Annotated in this window: 22 protein-coding genes and 1 pseudogene; 10 read left to right on the top strand and 13 right to left on the bottom strand. The window is 63.3% G+C overall.

Features of this window, described 5'->3' with window-relative positions; genetic code table 11:
• Positions 1–70 precede the first annotated feature (70 nt).
• A complete protein-coding gene (locus AC0L26_RS08955) occupies positions 71–1,060 on the bottom strand; it encodes a cell division protein FtsX (protein WP_473632211.1) in 990 nt (329 codons plus the stop codon).
• Positions 1,053–1,712, bottom strand: coding sequence for a cell division ATP-binding protein FtsE (ftsE, locus tag AC0L26_RS08950; RefSeq protein WP_010911739.1), 660 nt, complete (start codon positions 1,710–1,712; stop codon positions 1,053–1,055). The genes AC0L26_RS08955 and ftsE overlap by 8 nt, the downstream gene beginning before the upstream one ends.
• Before the next feature lie 191 nt (positions 1,713–1,903).
• Here ftsE and AC0L26_RS08945 point away from each other — a divergent pair, with 191 nt between their 5' ends.
• From AC0L26_RS08945 to AC0L26_RS08935, 3 genes are all read left to right on the top strand, one after another.
• Complete coding sequence (locus AC0L26_RS08945) at positions 1,904–2,542, top strand: hypothetical protein (RefSeq protein WP_473632210.1); 639 nt, start codon at positions 1,904–1,906, stop codon at positions 2,540–2,542.
• Between the two features lie 26 nt (positions 2,543–2,568).
• Positions 2,569–3,111, top strand: coding sequence for a hypoxanthine phosphoribosyltransferase (hpt, locus tag AC0L26_RS08940; protein ID WP_128243829.1), 543 nt, complete (start codon positions 2,569–2,571; stop codon positions 3,109–3,111).
• A 62-nt stretch (positions 3,112–3,173) separates the two neighbouring features.
• Positions 3,174–3,545: a response regulator gene (locus AC0L26_RS08935; RefSeq protein ID WP_473632209.1), complete on the top strand. Its 372-nt coding sequence runs from the start codon at positions 3,174–3,176 to the stop codon at positions 3,543–3,545.
• A 12-nt stretch (positions 3,546–3,557) separates the two neighbouring features.
• Here the strand turns inward: AC0L26_RS08935 and AC0L26_RS08930 are convergent, their stop codons facing one another.
• Complete coding sequence (locus AC0L26_RS08930; protein WP_473632208.1) at positions 3,558–4,508, bottom strand: DMT family transporter; 951 nt, start codon at positions 4,506–4,508, stop codon at positions 3,558–3,560.
• Between the two features lie 225 nt (positions 4,509–4,733).
• Here AC0L26_RS08930 and AC0L26_RS08925 point away from each other — a divergent pair, with 225 nt between their 5' ends.
• Positions 4,734–5,591, top strand: coding sequence for a LysR family transcriptional regulator (locus AC0L26_RS08925; RefSeq protein ID WP_473632207.1), 858 nt, complete (start codon positions 4,734–4,736; stop codon positions 5,589–5,591).
• 13 nt (positions 5,592–5,604) lie between these two features.
• On the opposite strand, the pseudogene AC0L26_RS08920 reads toward AC0L26_RS08925, so the two are convergent.
• From AC0L26_RS08920 to AC0L26_RS08910, 3 genes and pseudogenes are all read right to left on the bottom strand, one after another.
• Positions 5,605–5,972: pseudogene (locus AC0L26_RS08920) on the bottom strand (glyoxalase superfamily protein).
• Between the two features lie 40 nt (positions 5,973–6,012).
• Positions 6,013–8,658, bottom strand: a complete 2,646-nt coding sequence (locus AC0L26_RS08915; RefSeq protein ID WP_473632206.1) for a TIGR02302 family protein — start codon at positions 8,656–8,658, stop codon at positions 6,013–6,015.
• A 174-nt stretch (positions 8,659–8,832) separates the two neighbouring features.
• A complete protein-coding gene (locus tag AC0L26_RS08910; protein WP_473632205.1) occupies positions 8,833–9,774 on the bottom strand; it encodes a threonine/serine dehydratase in 942 nt (313 codons plus the stop codon).
• Positions 9,775–9,823: 49 nt separating this feature from the next.
• Here AC0L26_RS08910 and AC0L26_RS08905 point away from each other — a divergent pair, with 49 nt between their 5' ends.
• A complete protein-coding gene (locus AC0L26_RS08905; RefSeq protein WP_354494257.1) occupies positions 9,824–10,126 on the top strand; it encodes an ArsR/SmtB family transcription factor in 303 nt (100 codons plus the stop codon).
• Between the two features lie 53 nt (positions 10,127–10,179).
• Here the strand turns inward: AC0L26_RS08905 and AC0L26_RS08900 are convergent, their stop codons facing one another.
• The 5 genes from AC0L26_RS08900 to argH form a co-directional block, all read right to left on the bottom strand.
• Positions 10,180–10,491, bottom strand: a complete 312-nt coding sequence (locus AC0L26_RS08900; protein WP_473632204.1) for a BrnA antitoxin family protein — start codon at positions 10,489–10,491, stop codon at positions 10,180–10,182.
• Positions 10,492–10,528: 37 nt separating this feature from the next.
• A complete protein-coding gene (locus AC0L26_RS08895) occupies positions 10,529–10,810 on the bottom strand; it encodes a BrnT family toxin (RefSeq protein ID WP_473632203.1) in 282 nt (93 codons plus the stop codon).
• 247 nt (positions 10,811–11,057) lie between these two features.
• Positions 11,058–12,326 carry a diaminopimelate decarboxylase gene (lysA, locus tag AC0L26_RS08890; protein ID WP_473632202.1) on the bottom strand — a complete coding sequence of 423 codons (1,269 nt, stop codon included), beginning with the start codon at positions 12,324–12,326 and terminating at the stop codon, positions 11,058–11,060.
• A 130-nt stretch (positions 12,327–12,456) separates the two neighbouring features.
• A complete protein-coding gene (locus AC0L26_RS08885) occupies positions 12,457–12,663 on the bottom strand; it encodes a lipoprotein (RefSeq protein WP_352937452.1) in 207 nt (68 codons plus the stop codon).
• Positions 12,664–12,732: 69 nt separating this feature from the next.
• Positions 12,733–14,133, bottom strand: a complete 1,401-nt coding sequence (gene argH, locus AC0L26_RS08880; protein WP_473632201.1) for an argininosuccinate lyase — start codon at positions 14,131–14,133, stop codon at positions 12,733–12,735.
• A gap of 34 nt (positions 14,134–14,167) precedes the next feature.
• On the opposite strand from argH, the gene tlpA reads away from it, so the two are divergent.
• The 5 genes from tlpA (at position 14,168) to ugpC (ending at position 19,447) form a co-directional block, all read left to right on the top strand.
• Positions 14,168–14,854 (top strand): thiol:disulfide interchange protein TlpA, encoded by a 687-nt coding sequence (gene tlpA / locus AC0L26_RS08875; RefSeq protein ID WP_473632200.1) that lies wholly within the window; start codon positions 14,168–14,170, stop codon positions 14,852–14,854.
• 224 nt (positions 14,855–15,078) lie between these two features.
• The gene (locus tag AC0L26_RS08870) at positions 15,079–16,431 is read left to right on the top strand and encodes an extracellular solute-binding protein (protein WP_473632199.1); all 1,353 of its coding nucleotides are present in this window, start codon (positions 15,079–15,081) and stop codon (positions 16,429–16,431) included.
• Between the two features lie 89 nt (positions 16,432–16,520).
• Positions 16,521–17,405 carry a carbohydrate ABC transporter permease gene (locus AC0L26_RS08865; RefSeq protein ID WP_473632198.1) on the top strand — a complete coding sequence of 295 codons (885 nt, stop codon included), beginning with the start codon at positions 16,521–16,523 and terminating at the stop codon, positions 17,403–17,405.
• Between the two features lie 7 nt (positions 17,406–17,412).
• The gene (locus AC0L26_RS08860; RefSeq protein ID WP_473632197.1) at positions 17,413–18,327 is read left to right on the top strand and encodes an ABC transporter permease subunit; all 915 of its coding nucleotides are present in this window, start codon (positions 17,413–17,415) and stop codon (positions 18,325–18,327) included.
• A 19-nt stretch (positions 18,328–18,346) separates the two neighbouring features.
• The gene (ugpC, locus tag AC0L26_RS08855) at positions 18,347–19,447 is read left to right on the top strand and encodes a sn-glycerol-3-phosphate ABC transporter ATP-binding protein UgpC (protein WP_473632196.1); all 1,101 of its coding nucleotides are present in this window, start codon (positions 18,347–18,349) and stop codon (positions 19,445–19,447) included.
• A 124-nt stretch (positions 19,448–19,571) separates the two neighbouring features.
• Here ugpC and AC0L26_RS08850 read toward each other — a convergent pair whose 3' ends face one another.
• Positions 19,572–20,654: an ABC transporter ATP-binding protein gene (locus AC0L26_RS08850; RefSeq protein ID WP_473632195.1), complete on the bottom strand. Its 1,083-nt coding sequence runs from the start codon at positions 20,652–20,654 to the stop codon at positions 19,572–19,574.
• Positions 20,651–22,237 (bottom strand): ABC transporter permease, encoded by a 1,587-nt coding sequence (locus AC0L26_RS08845; RefSeq protein WP_473632695.1) that lies wholly within the window; start codon positions 22,235–22,237, stop codon positions 20,651–20,653. Before AC0L26_RS08845 ends, AC0L26_RS08850 begins: the two co-directional genes overlap by 4 nt.
• Positions 22,238–22,300 lie beyond the last annotated feature (63 nt).

Here is a 22,300-nt window from a genome sequence, read left to right as displayed (position 1 = left end):
TTAACCCCGAAATACGGCGTTTAGTAGGTGAAAAAGCACACATTACATTACGCTAATTCTCTATCCGTGATCACCCCGCGTCGGGTTGGCGGACATCGATGTCGCTGAGATAGGTGACGACGGTGACATGGGAGGTTGCTGCCGTCAGCGCACCGATCACCAGCACCATGAGGACGACGCCGAAATAGCCCGCCGAGCCGATGGCGAAATTGCCGAACAGGGCGGTTGCCTGATCGGCCTGCGGCGTTGCCATGTTGCGCGACGACCACCATGAGAAGACGATGAAGACGAGCACCGCCGCTGCCCCCCCGGCGGCTGCGCCCTTCATCCCGGTGACCAGAAAGTGGTGGCGGAATTCGCGCGCGATGAAGCGCGCTTCGGCGCCGACGAAATGCAGCACCTCGATGATGTGGCCGTTGCCGGCCATTGCGCCCCGCGTGGCGAATACCACGGTCAGCACGGTTGCCGACAGCATCAGCGCCAGCACGGCGATGCCGATGGTCACCGTGGTGCGGGCCATGGCCACCAGCCGGTCGACCCAGGTCCGATGGTCGTCAAGCGAGGCACTGGGCAGCTTCGGCGTGATCGCGGCGCGCATTGCGGCAAAATCGGGCGGGTTGTTCTCGTCTATGGTGACGATGATCAGACGCGGCACCGGCAAGTCGTCGATGTTGAGGCCCGAGCCCAGCCACGGCTCCAGCAGCCGCGCCGTGGCATCGCGGTCGACGATCCGGGCAGCCTTCACGCCAGGAAATTCGCCGGCGATCTGCGAGGCCTGGGCAAGTGCTGCCTCCATGTCGAGGCCGTCTACCGGCTTGATCTGGATCGTCGCCTCGCGTGAGATCTGGTTCTCCCAGACCGAGGCGGTGTCGCGCACCAGCGTCACCGCGCCGAAAGTCAGGCAGGAGAGGAACGTCATGATGGCGATGACCAGGACCAGCGCCCGGCCGGCGATGTTCTGCGCCGGCACGATCGGCGCCATCTTGCGCTGAACGCGCTGCGTCGTCGCGGCCCTCTCGGCGTGTTGGTCTTCGCCATGGTCAAGGGGGAGATCAGTCATAGATATCCAGCCTTCCGCCGGCCAGGATCATGCGCCGCGCGTCGACTTGCTCCATCAGGCCGAGGTCGTGCGTTGCGATCACCACCGCGGTGCCTAGCCGGTTGAGTTCGATGAACAGCCGCAACAGGCGGCGCGCCAGCGGCGGATCGACATTGCCGGTCGGCTCGTCGGCAAGCAGGATCTCGGGCTGCTCGATCAGCGCCCTGGCAATCGCGGCGCGCTGCTTCTCGCCGCCAGACAGCACCGGCGGCAGCACATGCATGCGCTCGCCAAGGCCGACCCACTTCAAGAGTTCGGTCACGTCGGTGCGGTAGCTCGCCTCCTCGCGTCCGCGCACGCGCAGCGGCAAGGCCACGTTTTCATAGGTCGTCATGTGGTCGAGCAGGCGAAAGTCCTGGAATACCACGCCGATGCGCCGCCTCAGATGCGGCAGCTCCGTGCGCGAGATGCGTGAGCGGTCCTTGCCGAAGATGGTGATCAGCCCGCGCGTCGGCTTGAGCGACATGAACAAAAGCCGCAGCAGCGTCGTCTTGCCGGCGCCCGAAGGGCCGCTCAGGAACTGAAAGGAACGCTCCGGTATGTGCAAGGAAATGTCGCGGAGGATTTCCGGACCCATGCCATAGCGGAGGCCGACATTTTCGAAGCGGATCACGTTCGACGACCTGAAACTTGCGGCGGCGACGAGCCAGCCTTCTCTGAGAAAAGACCATCGGCCGGCATGGTTAACCGGCAGTTAATTCTGAGGTTTTTTGGGCGCGTCACAAGGGTTCCGATGGGGAAGCGTTAACCATTTCCGTTTATGCAAAAGAAACGAAGAGCGAACAGGTGCTGTAGTGCTGGGCCATGATGGCTGAGGATCGAACCGCGCGCCCGGTTTCCGGCGAAATCATGACCGATACGGCCGCCGCGCCGGAACGCGTCATGCGTGATCCAGCCGATGACGTCGTCGATGCGGATTACGAAGTGTTGCCGCGCTTCACCGGAAGCATGGATCCACCGCCTTCGCGCGTGATCGCCACGCCATCGATTGAAGGCATGGACATGTTGCGCAAGCCAGAAGCCGCAATGGAACGGCTGCCGAAATCGCGCGGCGGGCCGATCTTCTGGATCGCCGGCCTCGGTGCCGCGCTGGCAGCCTTCTGGATCTCGGGCGGGCACGCGCTGGTTCGCCAGGCGCCGCTTCTTCTCGCGGCGCAGGAAACAGGCGCCGCACTCACCATTTCAGGCGTCACGTCGCGTATCGATGCGTCCGGACCGGAACCTGTCCTGTTCGTCGGTGGCGAAGCCGCCAATGACGGCATCGGCCCGTCGCCATTGCCGCCGCTGGAAATCCGGGTCACCGGCAATGACAGGCGCACAACCCGCTACACGCTGGGCACATTCAACCGTTCGCTGGCGCCCGGCGAAAGATTTGGCTTTTCGAGCCGGCTCGACGTGCCTAGAAACGGGGTCAAGACCGTCTCGGTCACCTTCGCCAATTAGGGCGGTCATTTCTGGAAAGGCGGCCAATGCCAGTCGTACGCGGCAAGGATATCGAGGTTCTGTTTTCGGCGTCGGCGATTGCCCGCCGCAATCTGGAACTCGCCAAGGAGATCGCCGGGCACGATTATCAGGACCTTCTGGTGATTTCGGTGCTGAAAGGGTCGTTCATCTTCGCCGCCGATCTCATCCGCGCCATGCACGATGTCGGCCTGTCGCCCGAGGTCGAGTTCATCTTCATCTCCAGCTATGGCGCCGGCACCACCAGCGGCGAGGTGAGGGTGCTGCGCGACATCGACAATGAGGTCGCCGGCCGCGACGTGCTGTTGATCGACGACATCCTCGAATCGGGCAAGACGCTGTCCTTCACCCGCGATCTGATGCTGTCGCGCGGCGCCAAAAGCTGCGCCATTGCCGTGCTGCTCGACAAGCGCATGCGCCGCCAGACCGCGCTCAATGCCGACTATGTCGGCTTCGACTGCCCCGACTATTTCGTCGTCGGCTACGGCATGGATGTCGCCCACGCCTTTCGCGAATTGCCGTTTGTCGGCGTCGTCAAGGGCGACGCCTGATTTATGTTCGATGCTGTTTGCGGTTCAGGAAAAGTCAACTTTTCCACGCCAAACATTCCGCTATGGCAAAGCTCCTGATCGTCGAGGACGATGAGTCCGTCCGCACCCTCGCCGCCCGCGCCCTCGAACGCGCCGGGCATATGATCGACATCGCCGCCGACGGCGCGCAAGGGCTTGCCCTGATCCGCGCAGCACGTGGCGGCTACGACCTTGTCGTCTCCGATATCCGCATGCCGGAAATGGACGGCATCGAGATGGCCAAGGCGGCGGCGTCGCTTTTCCCGGCGATGAAGATCTTGCTGATGACCGGCTATGCCGACCAGCGCGAGCGCGCCGAGGAGTTGAACGGCATCATTGTGGACGTCGTGCAGAAGCCGTTCACACTGGCCGAAATCCGCGCGCGCGTCGACCAGGCGCTCGCCTGTTTCGCCTAAACCTAGTCGCTGTCAGGCGGGATCGCAGGTCGCCGCGATTGCCGGCGCGCTGCTGGGGCGCCGGCTGGCATTGAGCGCGAACAGACCGGCGCCGATGATGAGGGCGGCGCCGATGACGGTGGTCGACCGCGGCACCTCGGCAAAGAACAGGAAGCCCCACAGCGGCGACCAGATAATCCCGGTGTATTCGAAGGTGGCGACGCTGTTGGCGGGCGCCAGCCGGTAAGCCTGCGACAACAGGATCATGCCGGCCGAGGCGACGAAGCCGCAGGCCGCCATCTTCAGGAAATCGATCGGCGTCGGCCAGATCCATGGCCTGACCAGGAATTCGAGGCTCGGATGGGTAGCGTGAGCTATTCCTGCCAGCCAGAACAGCCCGGCGACCGCTGCAGCGCCTAGTAGGTAGACGCCGTTTTGATAGAACGCCATGACCGTGGACGATTCGGTGTCGCCGATCTTGCGGGCCATCAACTGCGAAAAGCCGTAGAGCACTGCCGAGGCCAGCGACAGCAGCGCCGCCCAGTCGAACAGCCCGGCGCCTGGTCGCAGCATCACCAGCACGCCCAGCATCCCGACGAGGACGGTGACCAGCGTCTGCCACGCCACCCGTTCGCCGAGATAAGGGCCGGCAAGCGCCATGATGAACAGCGGTGCCATGAAATAGAGCGCCACCGCGTCGGCAAGCGGCAGGGCGGCAATCGCCAGGTAATAGACCGTGTAGGAGGTGAACAGGATGAAGGCGCGCATCGTCAGCATGCGAAACCGCTTCGAAAAGATCGCGGCGAGCCCGACATCGGCATGAACGAGCACGAGAAGAATGGGCAAGGCGATGATCGAGCGGATCGCCATCACCTCGGTCACCGGATAAGTGTCCGACACGGCCTTGATCAGCGGATCCTGGAGCGAGAACACCAGAACGCCGAGGCAAAGGCTTGCCATGCCGAGGACGATCCGGTTCTGCATGTCGTTCGACGGCTCCTTGCTGTGCGGCCCGAATCCGGACCTGGTTTCGGGTAAAAAGAACCCGCCACCGTTTCGGGCAGCGGGTACGAGTGAGGACTCTAGATTGGTCCGCGGCCGATTTCGCAGCCGCATATCCAATGGGTGAGATGACTATTATCCGCCGTTTGACATGTTGCAAACGAATTGGAATGATGCCAGCAATCATATTTTCTTATGGCGGAATGCATGAAACCCACGCTCGACAGCGATCTGCTGCGCACCTTCGTCGCGGTTGCCGACACCGGCAATTTCACCAAGGCAGCAGAGCAGGCCGGCCGGACCCAATCGGCGGTTTCGATGCAGATGAAGAAGCTCGAAGATGTGGTCGGCGACAGCCTGTTCGAGCGCGGCTCGCGCGGCGTGGCGCTGACGCGCCGCGGCGGCGAACTCATCGTCAACGCCCGTCGCATCGTGTCGCTGCTGGACGAGACGGCGGCATCGATGGTCGCCGCGCCGCTTGGCGGGCCGGTGCGTATCGGCATTCCGGAAGAATATGGGCACGCTATCCTGTCGCGCGCACTCGGCGCTTTTGCCAAGCGCCATCCTCAGGTCGAAGTCACCGTCCGCTATGCGCATTCCGGCGCGCAGATCGCGGCGCTCGCCGCCGGTGAGCTCGATCTGGCGGTGGTGTTCGAATGGCAGGATCTCTTCGGCGGCGAGGTGCTGATGCATGACCCGACCGTATGGGTGACCTCGGAACTGCACCACATGCATGAGGAGCGGCCGGTGCCGATTGCGCTCTACAACCGTGCCGGCTGGTGCAAGGATTTCGCGATAAAGTCGCTGGAGCAGCGCGGTCTCGCCTATCGTGTCGCCTATACCAGCGATACCAATGGCGGCCTGCGCCTCGCGGTCACCTCCGGGCTGGCGATTGCGCCGATCTCGCGCAGCAACATCCCGGCAGGCTGCCGCGAACTTACGGCCGGCGACGGGTTCGGCGACATCGATTCCTCGAACGTGGTGCTGCGGCGCAATCCGAACGCCTCCGGCGAGGCCATCGACGGCATGGAAGAGGCGATCCGCGAGGCGTTCACCAATCGCTAGAGCCTGGCAGCCGCTATGCGACGTCTTCGTAGAAGGTCAGCCGATTGCCGAACGGGTCGCCGACGGTGACCTCCCTTGTCTGCCACGGTGTCTCTTCCAGTCCCGGCCTGGCAAAACGGTACTTCTTTGCTATCAGTTCGCGGTGCAGCGCCGCGATGTCGCCCGCTTCGACGCGGATATAGCGCCCGGCGCGCCGTCGCCGTGATGTTCGCTCAGATGCAGCACGCAGCCATCGCGCGAAATTCCTATATAGAGGGGAGCGTCGTCGTCGAAGCGGTGCTCGAACTGCACTTCGAAACCGAGGAAGCCGACATAGAATTCATGCGCCTTGGCGATGTCGAAGATGCGCAGGATCGGGGTGACGGCGCCGAGTTTCACCATGGCGGTCTCAATGTTTGATGTTTGAGGCGATAGGAGAGCTTTACTTGAGCTCCAGCAGCCGCTCCAGATAGCTGCGCTCGATGTCGGGGCTGAGCGCGTTGCCGAGCCGCTTGCGGATCGCTTCGAGGATCTGGCGGGCGCGCTGCACGTCGATCTCGTCCGGCACCTTCACCGAATCGCCGAAATCGGGACCTTCGGTGGCGCGCGGCCGGCCGAGCGGATCGCGGTCGGCGTTCTGCTGGCGGCCGCCCCGCTCGCCCTCGCCCTCGTCGCCCTGCATGGCCTGCAATTGCTTCATCATGTCCTTGGCGCCCTTGCGCAACGCTTCCAGCGCGCGGCCCTGGTGACCGACGGCCTGGTCGCCATCGCTGTCGCCGAGCGCCTGTTCGGCACTGCCCATGGATTTGCCGGCGTCGCCAAATCCCTCATTGGGCTCGAGGCCCATGCCTTCGAGGCCTTTCCTCAGCTGGTCGAGGTCGCCTTGCAGCTTGCCTTGGCCTTCCTGCAACTGCTTCAGCGCGTCGGCGAATTCCTCCGGCGTCATCGGCTTCGGCCGGCCGAGCGGATCGCGGTCTTCACCTGGGCCGGGCTCGCCCTGTTCGCCCATTTGGCCTTGCTCGCCGTTTTCGCCGAGCTGCTCGTCGCGGTTCTGCCCGCGCTGTTGCTGGCCGCGCTGCATCTGGTCCATGCGGAAGGTTTCGTTCATCATCTCCTGCTGGCGCCGCATGATCTCGCCGAGCTTGTCCATCTGCTGGCGCATCTCGCTGTTCTGCTGGCCGCCCTGCTGCTGACGTCCGGCCTGCAGATTGTTCATCATGTCCTGCAGCTGCGATAGCAATTGCTGCGCGCTGTCGCGATCGCCTGATTTCGCCAGGTTTTCGATCTGGTCCATCATGCGTTCGATGTCGCTCTGGCGCAGTTCCTGGCCGTTCTGCTGCATCTGCGGCGCGTCCGGATTCTGCTGCGCACGCTGGGCGAATTCCTGCAGGAACTGGTTCATCGCCTCGCGCAGTTCCTTCATCGCCTTATCGATTTCCTCGTCGCTGGCGCCGTTCTTGATCGCGTCCTGCAGCGCCTGCTGCGCCTGACGCAACCGCCTCTCGGCCTCGGAAAGGTTGCCTTCCTCGATGCCGAGCGCGATCTCCCAGAGGTAGGCTACCTCATTGCGCAACTGGTCGTCGCTGTCGGCGATCTTCAACCGGGTGCGGGCGCTCATGATGGCGAGGTAGTGCGCCATGTTGTCGAACGTGTCTTCGGGCCTGAGCGTGATGGCGTCCATCAGGTCGAGCACGCGGCTCTTGGCGTTGGCGTCGAGCGCCAGAACGCGGCGCTGCTCGATCACGGCTCTCGCCAGCGGATTGGAGAAGGGCCGCTCCGGCATTACCAGCGTCTTGGTTTCGCTGGTTGCCGTATGTCCGGCATCGTCGGTGGCGACAAGCGTGAGCTTGATGTTGCCGCCGGCCCAGACATGCTCGGTCAGATCCTTCGTGGTCTTGGCGGCATTCCCCTTGGCGCCGCGGCGCGGCAGCGACAGCGGCATTTCAGGCGGGCCGTAGAGCGGATGCGCATTCGGCGCCGGCGGTTCGGCCAATATGAAATCCGCCTTGGCGGAGGCTGCGCCATAGTCGTCGTCGATCTGGTAGTTGAGCTCGAACGAGCCATTGGCGGCGCGTTTCGGCTCGCCGACGAAGCGGATCTGCGGCGGCTTGTCCGGGACCACCGCGAAGGTCCAGTTGCCGAGTTCGTCATAGCCCGAGTTGAGCGTCAGCGTGCCGTTGGCCGTGAGCTTTCCGGTGAACTGGCGCACCGTGGAGGGCGTTGCCGCCGCCGGCTTGGCCGCCTCGGCCTGTTGCGCGGTCGGCTCGATGGTTCGGGCGTTGCCGTCGGCATCGGCATAGCTCAGCGTTTCCTCGCCCGAACCGCCGGTGACGCGCAGCGACACATCGCTGCCTTCCGGAACGGTGAAAATGGACGCAGCCTGACTGCCATTGTTGCCAAGGGCTGGATTGGCGGCGGCTGGGTTGGCGAGGGCTGGTGAAGTGAGGAAGACCGGCGGCCTGCCGGTGTAGGCCGGCGGCGTCACCCAGGCATCGATACGCGGCGGGACAGCGTCGCGCGCCCCCTGAGCACTGAACCCGTCTGCTATGCGGCCGCCCGACGGTCCGAAGGAGAAGGCAAAGGCGGCGACCAACAAAAGCGCCGCCACGGCCCGCAGTCCCCACGGGTCGCGCTCCGGCACCCGGGTGCGTGGCAGGTCGCCACCGAGGTCGCCGAGTTTCTCGGCCATGCGTTTCTGGTGTTCGCGCCACAATGCTTGCGAAAAAATGCTTTCCCTGCCGCTCGGCCGGTCGGTCTGCACCAGCACCGGGCTGTGCAGCAATTGGTTGGCAGCTTCGATGCGCCGGTCGATCTCGGCGCTGGACGGCAACCGGAAGAAACGCAGGGGATAGAGCGCGGCAAGGATGGCAATGCCAAACACTGCCAGGAGGCCGATGCGGGCGATATCGGGCAGCAGAAGGAAGAGGCCGAGCCACGAGACGCTGAGGAACAGGCTGGCGACGATGACCAACGGAAGCAGCAACGGCCAGCCACGTTCGACCGTCATCGAGACCCGCGTCGCCAGCCGGCTCAGCGCAAGGCGCCCGGCCAAGCCGCGATCGCTGGTGAAGGTGGGTCGTTGCGTCATCGGCCCTTCCTGATTCGGGCGGGATAACCCGAACCTCACAAATCTATCGCACCGGCCCGAAAATCGGATGCGAAGGACTCAAAGTCTTAGATGCTCGTCGCTCCAAACATATCAAGAAACACGGCGAAGGCGAGGCAGTTCCCTAAAACGTGAACGGGACTGCTCCTATTATCCTTAGAATTTAGCCGGATTGGCGTTTGCTCCGCAGACCAGCACGGCGACACGCTCGCCCTCAGCCGGCGCGTAACGGCCGGACAGGACCGCTGCGAAGGCCGCGGCGCCGCCCGGCTCGGAGATGATTCGCACCCGGTCCCAAAGCGCCGCCTGCGCGGCGACGATCTCGTCGTCGCTGACCAGTATGGAACGCTCGACAAAGGCTTCGGCGATTGGAAACATCATGTCGCCGACGCGCTTCGGCGCCAGCGAATCGGCGGCGATGCCTTCAGTCGGCGCATCGACGGGCCGACCGGCCTCGAAGGCGCGATAGAGCGTCGGTGCGCCTTCGGGCTCGACGGCGATGATCCTGATACGGCCGCCGAACCAGGCGGCGATGCCGCCGATCAGGCCGCCGCCACCGACGGCGACCAGCAGCGTGTCCAGCTCCGGCAGGTCGGCCTCGATCTCGAGACCAAGCGTGCCTTGCCCGACCAGTGTTTCCTCCTGGTTGAAGGCATGGATCTGCAGCGCGCCGGATTTTTCGGCAAAGTTCTCACTGGCAGCCAGTGCCTCGGCATAGCGCGCGCCGCCGACGACCAGATCGGCGCCGTAGCCGCGGATGCGTTCCAGCTTGGCCGGCGGGCTCACTTCGGGAACGAAGATGGTTGCCTTGTGACCGAGCCGCATGGCGGCATAGGCGACAGCGGCGCCATGGTTGCCGCCCGATGCGGCAACCACGCCAGCCTTGGGAACCGGCCGCTCGAGAAGATTGGTGAACGCGCCGCGCGCCTTAAACGAGCCGGAATGCTGCAGGCATTCGAGCTTCAGGTCGAGGCTCAGAGGCGGACGACCGAAATCGGCCATGTCGACGCGCAGCACCGGCGTATGGCGCACGAATGGCCGGATGCGTGGCTCCATTGCGGAGATGCGTTCGCGTGTAATCCTATTGCCGTTCAGCATGGCTGCTCCCAAGGGTTGACATCACTTAGTAACTTAGCAAAATGCCTAAATGCAAGAGGTTGATGTCTTCAAGGCGATCGCCAACGAGCGCAGGCTGCAAATCCTCGACTGGCTAAAGGATCCGCGCGCGCATTTTCCCCGCCAGGCGGATGGCGATCTGGTCGAGGACGGCGTCTGCGCGCTGCTGATCGCCGAAAAGCTCGGGATCACCCAGGCGACGCTCAGCGAACATATGCGGGTGCTGACCCAGGCGGGCCTTCTCAGCAGCAAGCGCATCAAGCAGTGGACATTCTATCGCCGCGACGAGGACAGGATCGCGCAGACCAGGGCTCTGGTTCAGAACCGGCTGTAGCCTGTCGAGGGTTGCGCCGACGGCAGAATGATCGCTCATCCCGCCGCCCATGCTCAGTCGAGGTCGGCAGCTTTGCGCAATGCCGCATTCATGCGCGTCTGCCAGCCTGACCCACTCTTCTTGAAGCTCTCAACGATGTCAGGGTCTAGCCTCAACAATATCGCGACCTTGGCGTGCTCTGATCGAGGTCTCCCACGCCTTGCTGCTAAATTTGGTTGCGCGTCAGGATCAGTTCTAGCCGCGGCGGTGATTGCGGCGTCTTCTTCGACCGTCATTTTATCAAGAGCGGCCTGAGCCCGCTTCAATAGACTTACTTTTGACGGCTCGCTTATACCGATCAATCTGGCCTTCTTGGTTGAAACCATGGGGGAGAGCGCCCGCTTGGCTCTGACATGGCCACTTTTAGTAGCCGGCTTCGATGTATTCGACATAGCTTCTGATCTCCTCTCTGGTGGCGCGCCGGAGGGAAATGACCCGGATGTTTCCGTTGCGCGGTACATAAACGATCTGGTGGACCCTGTTGCCGACGAAACCGATCCCCACAAACCGTTCCTCGCCGTAATCTTCAGTCGCATCTTCAAAGATCATTGCGTTGTCGAAATCGAAAACCTCGGCAAGCTCGAACGGCACGCCATGTTTAGCTTTGTTCTTCCTCGCTTTTTCGTCGTCCCACTCGAACCCCATCGCCGTCAGCCTCTTTTGGCATTTCTGTATATACAGAAAGTGCGTTGCCTGCAAGTTTTTTGTATATACAGAAATTTTTTCGAAGGCGTCGTATGACCGCTATCACCCCCGTCGTGAGGGGTGTTTCGGTCGAGCTGATATCATTCTGCGGGCGCGCGCGATCCGGCAGTTACGCTTCGCGCTGTGCGACTGGATCGGCGAGGAGCCGGTCTTCTTCCTAAACGGAACGGCGACAGGGACGACGAGTCTACCTCAACCAGTCGGGCACCGAATCCAACCCGATCAGTTCGTCATAGCTCTGGCGGGGGCGCACGACATGGTACCGGTCGCCGTCAACCAGCACTTCGGGCACCAGCGGCCTGGTGTTGTAGGTGCCGGCCTGCACCGCGCCATAGGCGCCGGCGGTGGCGATCGCGATCAGGTCGCCGGCCTTCAGCCGGGGCAGATCGCGGTCGAGGCCGAGATAATCGCCGGTCTCGCAGACCGGGCCGACCACGTCGACCGTCATACGCGGTGCGGCGGCCGGCTGCTGCACCACCGGTTTGATGTCATGGAAGGCGTCGTAAAGCGTCGGCCGGATCAGATCGTTCATCGCGGCGTCGACAACCAGGAAATTCTTGGCATCGCCCTCCTTCACGAAGATCACTTGCGAGACCAGGATGCCGGCATTGCCTGATATCAGCCGGCCTGGCTCGAACATCACTTTCAGTCCGAGCTTGGCGACATGCTTCTTGACGATCTGGGCGTAAGCGTCGGGCAAGGGCGGCGGGCTGTTGTCGAGGCGGTAGGGAATACCGAGGCCGCCGCCGAGATCGATATGCTCGATGGCGTGCCCGTCGGCGCGCAGTACGCCGACCAACTCCACTAGCAGCGCGAAGGCGTCGTCGAAGGGCTGCAACTCGGTGATCTGGCTGCCTATATGGGTGTCGATGCCGGTGACTTTGATACCCGGCAGTTCAGCTGCGCTGTTATAGACCTGGCGCGCCTTCTGCCAGGGGATGCCGAACTTGTTCTCTGCCTTGCCGGTCGAGATCTTCTTGTGGGTCTTGGCATCGACATCCGGGTTGATGCGCAGCGAGATCGAGGCCACCTTGCCCAATGCCGTGGCACGGGCCGACAGCAGTTCCAGTTCCGGCTCGGATTCGACGTTGAAACACAGAATGCCGGCCGAGAGTGCAAAATCCATTTCGCGCGTGGTCTTGCCGACGCCCGAAAACAGGATCTTGTTGGCCGGAATGCCGGCGGCCAGCGCGCGGCGCAGTTCGCCTTCGGAGACCACGTCGGCGCCGGCGCCGAGCTTGGCCAGGATCTTCAGCACGGCCTGGTTGGAATTCGCCTTCATGGCGTAGCAGACCAACGCGTCGAGCCCGGCAAAGGCCTGCGCAAACACGCGGAAATGCCTGGTCAGCGTCGCCGTCGAATAGCAATAGAACGGCGTGCCGACGCTTGCAGCGATATCCGGTATCGCCACGTCCTCGGCATGCAGCACGCCGTCGCGGTAGTCAAAATGGTTCACAAGAGTGGTTCCGGAAGTTGGAGCACGATGAGATCGGCCGATCTCATCGGCTCTAGATCTTGTTTTTCGCGTGATCTTGTCCGAAAAGTCTGCAACTTTTTGCTTCGCTGACCTTCGGTTCGGGATCACGCTAGAGCAGCGGGTCGAGGATGAACTTCTTGTCCTCGACCGGTTTTTCCGGCTCCGGCGGCACGGGCTGATTGGCCTTTTGTGCGTCCTTGCGTGCCTGCACGGCCGCCTCATAGGGCGTGTCGAGACCGGACTTCCTGCCGCAGGCCGTTACAGCCGCCACGGCCGCCAGCAGCGTCAGCGTCACCAAAATCCTGCTTGCGGTCATCGATCCATCCGTCCGAAACTTTTGCGTGCTGCCGCTTTTAGCCGAGTTTTCAGCGCATTGCACCCTGGCTCAAGCTTTGGCGAGCCGCTTTTTCCAATAGCGTATCTGCTTGCGCACCTCCGACGGCGCGGTGCCGCCGAAGCTCGTGCGGCTCTTCACCGAATTCTGCACGGCAAGCACCGAGAACACGTCCGTCGTGATGCCGGGGTGAATGGATTGCAAGTCTTCAAGCGGCAGCCTGTCGAGCCCGATCTTCTTCTCTTCGGCCAGCGCCACGGCGCGGCCGGTGACATGATGGGCCTCGCGGAACGGCAGGCCGAGCGTGCGCACCAGCCAGTCGGCGAGATCGGTCGCGGTCGAATAGCCTGCCCCGGCGGCCTTCTTCATGGCGGCGGCGTTCACCGTCATATCGCGCACCATGCCGGTCATCGCCGCCAGCATCAGGTCGAGCGTCTCGGCGGCGTCGAAGACGGATTCTTTATCCTCCTGCATGTCCTTGCCGTAGGTCAGTGGCATGCCCTTCATCACCGTCAGCAGGCCGACCAGATGGCCGGTAACCCGGCCGGTCTTGCCGCGCACCAGCTCGGCGGCATCGGGGTTCTTCTTCTGCGGCATGATCGAGGAGCCGGTGGAGAAACCATCCGACAGCCTGACGAAACCGAATTGCGGCGTCGACCAGATGATGATCTCTTCAGCCAGCCGCGACAGATGCGTCGCGCAGATCGCCGCCAGTCCCAAAAACTCCAGCGCGAAATCGCGGTCCGAAACGCTGTCCAGCGAGTTGCGCATCGGCTCGCGGAAGCCGAGCGCCTTGGCCGTTTGGTGCCGGTCGATCCGAAAGCTGGTGCCGGCAAGGGCGGCAGCACCGAGCGGGCTTTCGTCCATCCGCTCTATGGCGTCGCGAACACGCGATAAATCGCGCGAAAACATCTCGACATAGGCCATGCAGTGGTGGCCGAAGGTCACCGGCTGCGCCGCCTGCATATGGGTAAAACCCGGCATCACCGTTGCCGCATGCTCCTCGGCCCGCTCCAGGAATGCCGTGATCAGGCCCTTCAGCGCCTCGGCGACGCGAAAGCACTCGTCCTTGACCCATAGCCTGAGGTCGACCGCAACCTGGTCGTTGCGCGAACGGGCGGTGTGCAGGCGGCCGGCGGCCGCGCCGATCAGCTCGGCAAGGCGAGCCTCGACATTCATGTGGATGTCTTCCAGCCTGGTCGAGAACTCGAACTTGCCGGCTTCGATCTCTGCCAGGATCGTGTTCAGTCCGTGAGCGATTTTTTCTTGATCGGCCGCCGAAATAATGCCCGTTTGCGCCAGCATCTCGCTATGGGCGATCGAGCCTCTGATATCTTGCGCATAGAGTTTGCGGTCGAACGAGATCGACGCGTTGATCGCTTCCATGATCGCGGCCGGACCCGAGGCAAAACGTCCGCCCCACATCTGGTTGCTGGCCTTCTTGTCGCTCATCGCTATAACCCGTGCTCCGGAGCAGTTTTTAAAAATGGCAGACGGCAATAAATTTTTCACGGCCCCGCGCCTCATCCTCGCCGCTTTGGTGGCGGGCGTGCTTGCCGGCGCGGTCGCGGTATATGTCAGCGAGAGCGGTTCTGGCAACAACTCGCCCGCTCAAGTTGCCGTTGGCGACAGCAAGGACGATGTCGCCTGCACTGCCAAGGCCGATCGCGCCAAGACGGTCGCGGCGGCTGCTACCGGCCAGGTTGCAGCACTTTTGCCGGCGGATCCGCCGCAATCGCTGAAAAGCCTCGCCTTCAACGATCCTGGCGGCAAGCCGATGACGCTCGCCGACCATGCCGGCAAGACGGTGCTGCTCAATCTATGGGCGACATGGTGCGCGCCCTGCCGCGCCGAAATGCCGGCGCTCGACGCGCTGCAGAAGGAAATGGGCAGCGGCGCCTTCGAGGTCGTCGCGGTCAATGTCGATGCCGGCGACGACACCAAGCCGAAAAAGTTCATCGAGGAAACCGGCGTCAAGGCGCTCGGCTACTACCGCGATTCGACGATGGCGCTGTTCAACGATCTCAAGACGCGCGGCCTGGCGCTAGGCCTGCCGGTGACCATGCTGATCGACGGCGAAGGCTGCCTGATCGCCCATATGAACGGCCCGGCCGAATGGTCGAGCCCCGACGCCAAGCGGCTGGTAGAGACGGCACTCGGCAAGTCGGACTAGGCCCTTACGCGCACGGCAATCGCAACGGATTTCGGTCTGCAGTGCTCAGCCGAGGAGGCGGCTGCGCAACCCATCCGAGAGCGGCCGCTGTATGGAAACAAACAGCGGCCGGCTTTTTCACAGGCGCTGAAAGCGACAGCAGAACTGTCACACACCTTCTCTAAGAGAGCAGGCGAGGACTTGCGCAGGCCCCTTGTCACGCCACTCAACAGGGAATGAGATTCATGTCGATGATCAAAAACGGCTTGGCGGCTCTTGCCGCCGGCACAATCACCGTTTCATTGGCGCTGCCCGCCGTCGCTGCGCCGGTCAAGTTCGATTTCTGGTTCGGCCTTTCTGGCGATCTCGAACGCGTCGTCCAGACCTTGTGCAAGAACTTCAACGAGGCGCAGCCTGATTATGAAGTCGTCTGCACCAGCCAGGGCAATTACGACGCCACGCTGCAGAACACGATCGCAGCGTTCCGTGCCGGCAAGCAGCCTGCCATCGTCCAGGTCTATGACGTCGGCACCGCCACCATGATGCTGTCCGGCGCCTACAAGCCTGCCGACAAATTGATGGAAGAGAACGGCTACAAGATCGACTACAGCGACTATTTCCCCGGCATCGCGCGCTATTACGCGACCTCGAAGAACGAGATGCTGTCGTTCCCGTTCAACTCCTCGACCGCGCTGATGTACTGGAACAAGGATGCCTTCGCCAAGATCGGCAAGACCGAGGCTCCCAAGACCTGGGAAGATGTCGGCGCCGACCTCAAGGCGATGAAGGATGCCGGCTATGATTGCCCGATGGCGATCAACATTTCCGCCAACGAGAGCTGGCAGTTGATGGAGCAGTTCTCCGCCATCCACAACCAGCCCATTGCGACGAAGAATAACGGCTATGACGGGCTCGATGGCCGCCTCGAAGTCAACAAGACCAAGTTCGTCCAATATGTCGGCGACCTCAAGAAGTGGTATGACGAGGGCCTCATCAAGATCAAATCCAAGGATCTCGGCCAGGACATGGTCCAGGCCTTTGCCTCCGGCACCTGCCAGGTCGTCCTGTCCTCGGTCGGCGACCACGGCACGGTCGGCAAGACGCAGAAGGAAGGCATGAACTGGGATGTCGCCGAGCTGCCGACCTATGCCGGCACCGAGCGAAAGAATTCGCTTGTCGGCGGTGCCTCGCTCTGGGTCCTCTCCGGCAAGTCGGATGCGGAATACAAGGGCGCAGCCGCGTTCCTCAACTTCATCCACGATCCCAAGACCGCTCTGTTCTGGTCGACCAACACCGGCTACATCCCGGTGACGAAGTCGGGCTTCGACTACATGAAGGCGAACGGCTTCTACGATAAGGCGCCTTACAAGGGCCGTGAAACGGCGATTGCCAGCCTCACCGCGTCGGAGCCGACCGACATCACCCGCGGCATCCGGCTCGGCAATTTCACCCAGGTCCGTGCCGAGTTCGGCACGCAGATGCAGGCGATCTTCGCCAACAAGGTCAGTGTCCAGGAAGGCATCGACACGCTGGTCAAGAATGGCGACGCCATCCTCGACCGCTTCCAGCAGACCTACCCGAACAAGACGCTTCCCTGATCACCAGGCTTAACAAAGGCCGCCCGCCCGCAACGGCGGGTGGCCGTTTCATATCCAGACAATAGCCGTGCAAGGGCGTCGGCGGATCGATGGAAAAACGCGTTACCTTCAGCAGATGGACGGTCGGTATCCTGTTTGCGGTACCGCAGCTCCTGCTGATCTTCACATTCTTCTACTGGCCGGCCGGCCAGGCAATCTATTGGTCGCTGACGCTGCAACAGCCCTGGGGCGGCGGCAATATCTGGGTCGGGCTCGACAATTTCCACGCGATCCTGTCCAGCGCGGATTACTGGAACTCGATCAGCGCCAGCCTCATCTTTGCCGCGATCAGCACCGGGCTGGCGATGTTCGTGGCACTGGTGCTCGCCGCGCTGACCGACCGGCAGCTGACCGGCTCGCGCTTCTACCGCGTCGTGCTGATCTGGCCCTATGGGATTGCGGCACCGGCGCTGGCGCTCGCCTTTCGTTTCATCCTGGCGCCCGAAGCCGGATTCATGGCCGTCGTCAACCAGGCGTGGCCGGGGTTCTGGGATCCCGGCCTCGACGGCGTCGACGCGATGGCCTCCATCATCGCCGCCTTCTCCTGGAAGTACATCGGCTACAACTTCATCTTCTTCCTCGCCGCATTCCAGTCCATCCCGCGCTCGCTGATCGAGGCCTCGGCCATGGATGGCGCCGGCGTCGTCAGGCGCTTTTTCGACATCCAGTTCCCGCTGATCACGCCGACGATTTTCTTCCTGCTTGTCATCAACATCACCGAGAGTTTTCAAGATTCCTTCGGCATCGTCGACATCATGACATCAGGCGGGCCGGCGAACGCGACCAATCTGATGGTCTACAAGATCTATTCCGACGGTTTTAGAGGCCTCGATTATTCCGGCGCCGCGGCGCAGAGCATCATCCTGATGCTGCTCATCATCGTGCTCACCATCTTCCAGTTCCGCTTCATCGAGCAGCGCGTGCACTACCGGTGAGGCTGATATGGTAGAGCGCACCCCGATCCTGAATTTCGTCACGCATCTCGTCCTGTTCATCGGCTTCGTGCTGGCAATCGCGCCTTTCGTGATTGTCGTGATCGCCTCGTCGCACAATTTGAAGGACGTCAACGACGTGCCGATGCCGTTGCTGCCGGGCAGCGATTTCTGGGCCAACATCAAGACGGCATGGACGACGGCCAATCTCGGCCCCAAGCTGCTCAACAGCTTCATCTTTGCCGCCGGCGTCGCGGCGGGCAAGGTGATCATTTCGGCGCTGACCGCCTTCTCGATCGTCTATTTCCGTTACCCCGGCCGCACCTTCATCTTCTGGCTGATCTTCATCACGCTGATGCTGCCGCTGGAAGTGCGCATCGTGCCGACCTATGCAGTCGCGGCCAATGTGCTGTCGCCCTATCAGGCGATCCTCGACGTCACCGGCGTAAGCTGGCTCATCGAGAAAGTCTCTGGTGTCCAGGTTTCGTTGAGCTTCGGGCTGCTCAACTCCTATACCGGGCTCATCCTGCCGCTGATCGCGACCGCTACCGGCACCTTCCTCTACCGGCAGTTCTTTCTCACCGTACCGGATGAGCTGGCCGAGGCGGCGCGCATGGATGGCGCCGGCGCGCTGCGCTTCTTCATCGATATCCTTTTGCCGCTGTCGCGCACCAATATGGCGGCCCTCGGGACGATCATGTTCCTGTGGGCGTGGAACCAGTATCTATGGCCGTTGCTGGTCACCACCGACCAGTCGCATGCGACGGCCGTCACCGAGCTCAAGCAGCTCATTCCCAATATTGGCGGCATCCCCGAATGGAACATCGCCATGGCGGGCACGCTCATCGTCATGCTGCCGCCGCTGATCGTCGTCGTGGCGATGCAGCGTTATTTCGTGCGCGGCCTGATCGCCACCGAAAAGTGATCCGACAAGGAGACAGATGATGGCCGCCATCACCATTCGCGACGCCAGGAAGAGCTACGGCAAATCGCAGGTCGTGCACGGCGTCGATCTCGACATCGCGTCCGGCGAATTCGTCGTCATTCTCGGGCCGTCCGGCTGCGGCAAGTCGACACTGCTCAGGATGATCGCCGGGCTGGAAGAGATTTCCGGCGGTGAGATCGCCATCGACGGCACCGTGGTCAACCGGCTGGAGCCGCGCGAGCGCGGCTGCGCCATGGTGTTCCAGAACTATGCGCTCTACCCTCATATGAGCGTCGCCCAGAACATCGGCTACTCGCTGAAAGTGGCGGGTGTCGCCAGCGCCGAACGTACAGAGCGCATCCGCGCGGTCGCCCGTATGCTGGAACTCGAACCGTTGCTCGACCGCAAGCCGGCAGCCCTTTCGGGTGGCCAGCGCCAGCGCGTCGCCATGGGACGCGCCATGATCCGCGAACCGAAGGTCTTTCTGTTCGACGAGCCGCTCTCGAATCTCGACGCCAAACTACGCGTCCAGATGCGCTCGGAAATTCGCAAGCTGCACCGCCGGCTGAACGCGACATCGGTGTTCGTCACGCATGACCAGGTCGAAGCGATGACGCTTGCCGACCGGCTGGTGGTGATGAATGGCGGCCTCGTCGAGCAGGTCGGCACACCTAGCGAGGTCTACAAGCGCCCGGCCAGCCGTTTCGTGGCGAGTTTCGTCGGCGCGCCGGCGATGAATATTCTGGAAGGCACCGTCGAGCTCGATGGCCTGGCGTTGCTCGGCGGTAGCCGGCGCCTCGCCATTCCGCGGGTCGGCCTGCCGGTGGGGACGCAGCTCGCTGCCGGCATCCGGCCGGAAGCCGTGCGTCTCGTTGCGCCCGGCACGCCGGGCGCGCTCAAGGCTACGGTCGACCTCGTCGAAGAGCTGGGCGCCGGCAGGGTGGTCTATGTGGATCTCGACGGTGCATCCTTTTGCGCGGTGACATCGGAGCCCGTCCATCCGGCACCCGGCACGGCGGTCGGGCTCATGTTTTCGCCCGAAGAGATGCACTTCTTCGCCTCGGGGACCGGAAACCGCCTCGATGTCTTCAAGGCCTCCGTGCCAGTCCCCGCACATTGAATGTAATCGCCTGCAAGCTCGTCGCCGCCCGCTCCGCAAGCAGGGTGGGACGATGCCGCCGCTGTTTCCGCCAGAACCGTCGAAGTTTGCTGCCGGATAGCGCTGGGGCGTTCCGCCAGGCGTTTCAGGCAAACACATGCGCCTTGCCGGAAACAGTCAGTCGGACGATCTCGCCGACGGCAGGCGTGTCCATGCCTGGCTTGCGCAGGATCAACGGTGTGTTGCCGATTGCGGCGGCGTCCGGCGGATCGGGGCTGTTCAAGAGCCGCACCGCGATGGTGCACATCGAGCCGGCGAATTCGGACTCGGTCACCTCGCCAAACAGCATGTCCGGCGTGCCCGACATGCCTTCGCGCGACGTTCGTTTCAACAGCACCTGTTCCGGCCGCAGCATGATGCGGACGATGTCGCGCTGCTCGGTGGTGTCTACGGCGATGCGGCCGAGCGGCGAGCTGGCGAAGCCGCCTGATATCTTTGCCGGCAGGATGATGGCGTCGCCGAGGAATTCGGCGATCATCCTGTCCTTCGGCTTGAGATAGAGTTCGCGCGGCGTGCCGACCTGCGAGAACTTGCCATCGCGCATCACCGCGACCTGGCTGGCGAAGGACAGCGCCTCGGCCTGGTCGTGCGTGACCAGGATCGTGGTGATGCCGGCGGCCTCCAGAAGTTCGGCCACCGCCTTGCGCATCGAGGCGCGCAGACCCGTGTCGAGCGCCGAGAACGGCTCGTCGAGCAGCATCAGCCGCGGCTTCATGGCCATGGCGCGCGCCAGCGCCACGCGCTGCTGCTGGCCGCCGGAGAGCTCGTGCGGCCGCCGTTTCAGGATCGCCTTGTCAAGCCCGACGATATAGGCGAGCTCGACGATGCGCTCGGTGCGCTTGTCCTCGTGGCGTCCCATGCCGAAACCGATATTGGCGGCGATGCTCAGATGCGGGAACAGCGCGCCGTCCTGTGCCACCACGCCGATGCCGCGCCGATATGCCGGCACGGCGGCGCCGCCATTGGCCAGCACCTCGCCGTCGAGCACGATGCGGCCCTGGTCCGGCGGCTCGAAGCCGGCGATCAGCCGCAGCAAGGTTGTTTTGCCGCAGCCGGATGGCCCGACGATCGCGGTGCGGCTGCCACTGGCCACGCTGAGATCGACGCCGGCCAGTGCGGCTACGGGGCCGTAGTGCTTGTGCACATCGGTGAGTTCGAGGAAGCTCATCGTCCGGCCATCCGCTTCGACTGGACATAGAGCAGCCAGGTCAGGGGCAGCGACATCGCCACCATAATGAGGGCGTAAGGTGCCGCCGATGCATAGTCGATCTCGCCGCTGTGGGCCCAGAACGCCATCGCCAGCGTGCGTGTGCCGTTGGGCGCCAGCATCTGCGTGGCGGTCAATTCGTTCATGATGCCGAGCGCCACCAGCGCCATGCCAGCCGCGGCACCCGGCGCCGACAGGCGGATCGTCGTCGACCACAGCGCCTTGAGCGGTGATCGGCCGAGGCTGGCGGCGGCGCGTTCGAGTTCGACCGGCGCCTGCGCGATCGACGCCCTGAGGCTGATCAGGGCGCGCGGCAGGAACATCAGCGCATAGGCAATCAGGATCGTGAACAAGGTCTGGTAGAGCGGCAGGGCGATGCGCACGGTGATGGTGACCAGCGCCAGCGCCACGACGACGCCGGGCAGCGAGCCGACGATGTAATTGCAGCCCTCCAGAAGGCGCTGCAGCGGCCCCGGCGCGCGGATCGAGATCCAGGCCATCGGCATGGCGGCGATCGTGGCGAGCAGGGCGCCGGCGAGTGCCAGGAACAGCGTCTGGCCGAGCGCCAGGCCGATCTCGTCGAGGCGCCAGACATCGGCACCGCCGGCCACAAGCCAGCGGCCGATGGTGACGAACGGCACGCCAAGCGCCAGCAGCGCGGTAACGACCGGCAGGGCCAAGCACGGGATCGTGGCGCGCCCGAGCCTTGTGCGCTGCTGCTGGCGCGCGGCGCCCGAGCCGACGCGGGCATAGCGTTCCTCGCCGCGGACGAGCACTTCGATGCCGAGCAGCACGAAGCAGCATGTCACCAGCACCGCAGCCAGCATGTTGGCGGCGGGACCGTTGAAGGTCGACTGGAACTGGTCGACGATCGCCGTGGTGAAGGTGTCGAAGCGGATGAACACATAGAGGCCGTACTCGTACAGGAGATGCAGGCCGACCAGCAGAGAACCGCCGCAGATGGCGAGCCTGAGCTGTGGCAGGACCACCCGCCTGAACACGCGCCAAGGCCCGAGGCCGACGGCTGCCGCGGCATCTTCGAGAGCAGGATCGAGACGGCGCAAAGCTGCCGCCACCGGCAGATAGAGGAACGGAAAATACGCGACGACGGAAACCAGAACGCCGGCCCACAGGCCATGCAGTCCCGGCACCAGGGTGGTCCAGGCATAGGAGTGCACGAAGGCGGGGATGGCGAGCGGCGCCACCGACAGCCAGGCCCACAGGCGGGCACCGGGAAGATCGCTGCGTTCGGTCAGCCAGGCCAGCGCCACCGACAGCACGATGCAGATCGGCACGGCCAGCGCCACCAAAAGCAGGGTGTTGACCAAGAGTTCGCCGACGCGTGGCCGGAAGACAAGTGCCGATACGGTTTCCCAGCCGGTTTGCACGGCAATCCAGATGATGAAGGCGAGCGGCAGCAGGGAGAAAAGTGAGACCAGGATAGCGGCGAGCGCAATCCAGGATATGGGCCGCCGGCGTGTCCAGTGCCCAGCCACCACACCGGTCGGCAAGCCTGAACGTGCAAGATCGGCCGCAGACTGCATCAGCTCAGGTGCCACGCCGTCGCCGCCCGGTGGCGGAAACGATCGAAGGGCCGCAAACGCGGC

It is taken from the genome of Mesorhizobium sp. WSM4823 (assembly GCF_055811195.1).
The sequence above is the reverse complement of the archived record's forward strand: the minus strand, read 5'-3'. Positions and strand labels throughout refer to the sequence as shown.

Coding starts and splice junctions, on each gene's coding strand:
- AC0L26_RS08905 (WP_354494257.1), top strand. CDS start 9,824: ATGCAAGAGGTTGATGTCTTCAAGGCGATCGCCAACGAGCGCAGGCTG.
- argH (WP_473632201.1), bottom strand. CDS start 14,133: ATGAGCGACAAGAAGGCCAGCAACCAGATGTGGGGCGGACGTTTTGCC.
- AC0L26_RS08955 (WP_473632211.1), bottom strand. CDS start 1,060: ATGACTGATCTCCCCCTTGACCATGGCGAAGACCAACACGCCGAGAGG.
- hpt (WP_128243829.1), top strand. CDS start 2,569: ATGCCAGTCGTACGCGGCAAGGATATCGAGGTTCTGTTTTCGGCGTCG.
- tlpA (WP_473632200.1), top strand. CDS start 14,168: ATGGCAGACGGCAATAAATTTTTCACGGCCCCGCGCCTCATCCTCGCC.
- AC0L26_RS08850 (WP_473632195.1), bottom strand. CDS start 20,654: ATGAGCTTCCTCGAACTCACCGATGTGCACAAGCACTACGGCCCCGTA.
- AC0L26_RS08915 (WP_473632206.1), bottom strand. CDS start 8,658: ATGACGCAACGACCCACCTTCACCAGCGATCGCGGCTTGGCCGGGCGC.
- AC0L26_RS08925 (WP_473632207.1), top strand. CDS start 4,734: ATGAAACCCACGCTCGACAGCGATCTGCTGCGCACCTTCGTCGCGGTT.
- ugpC (WP_473632196.1), top strand. CDS start 18,347: ATGGCCGCCATCACCATTCGCGACGCCAGGAAGAGCTACGGCAAATCG.
- AC0L26_RS08930 (WP_473632208.1), bottom strand. CDS start 4,508: ATGCAGAACCGGATCGTCCTCGGCATGGCAAGCCTTTGCCTCGGCGTT.
- AC0L26_RS08885 (WP_352937452.1), bottom strand. CDS start 12,663: ATGACCGCAAGCAGGATTTTGGTGACGCTGACGCTGCTGGCGGCCGTG.
- AC0L26_RS08935 (WP_473632209.1), top strand. CDS start 3,174: ATGGCAAAGCTCCTGATCGTCGAGGACGATGAGTCCGTCCGCACCCTC.
- AC0L26_RS08870 (WP_473632199.1), top strand. CDS start 15,079: ATGTCGATGATCAAAAACGGCTTGGCGGCTCTTGCCGCCGGCACAATC.
- AC0L26_RS08860 (WP_473632197.1), top strand. CDS start 17,413: ATGGTAGAGCGCACCCCGATCCTGAATTTCGTCACGCATCTCGTCCTG.
- AC0L26_RS08945 (WP_473632210.1), top strand. CDS start 1,904: ATGATGGCTGAGGATCGAACCGCGCGCCCGGTTTCCGGCGAAATCATG.
- AC0L26_RS08910 (WP_473632205.1), bottom strand. CDS start 9,774: ATGCTGAACGGCAATAGGATTACACGCGAACGCATCTCCGCAATGGAG.
- AC0L26_RS08895 (WP_473632203.1), bottom strand. CDS start 10,810: ATGGGGTTCGAGTGGGACGACGAAAAAGCGAGGAAGAACAAAGCTAAA.
- AC0L26_RS08845 (WP_473632695.1), bottom strand. CDS start 22,237: ATGCAGTCTGCGGCCGATCTTGCACGTTCAGGCTTGCCGACCGGTGTG.
- AC0L26_RS08865 (WP_473632198.1), top strand. CDS start 16,521: ATGGAAAAACGCGTTACCTTCAGCAGATGGACGGTCGGTATCCTGTTT.
- AC0L26_RS08900 (WP_473632204.1), bottom strand. CDS start 10,491: ATGGTTTCAACCAAGAAGGCCAGATTGATCGGTATAAGCGAGCCGTCA.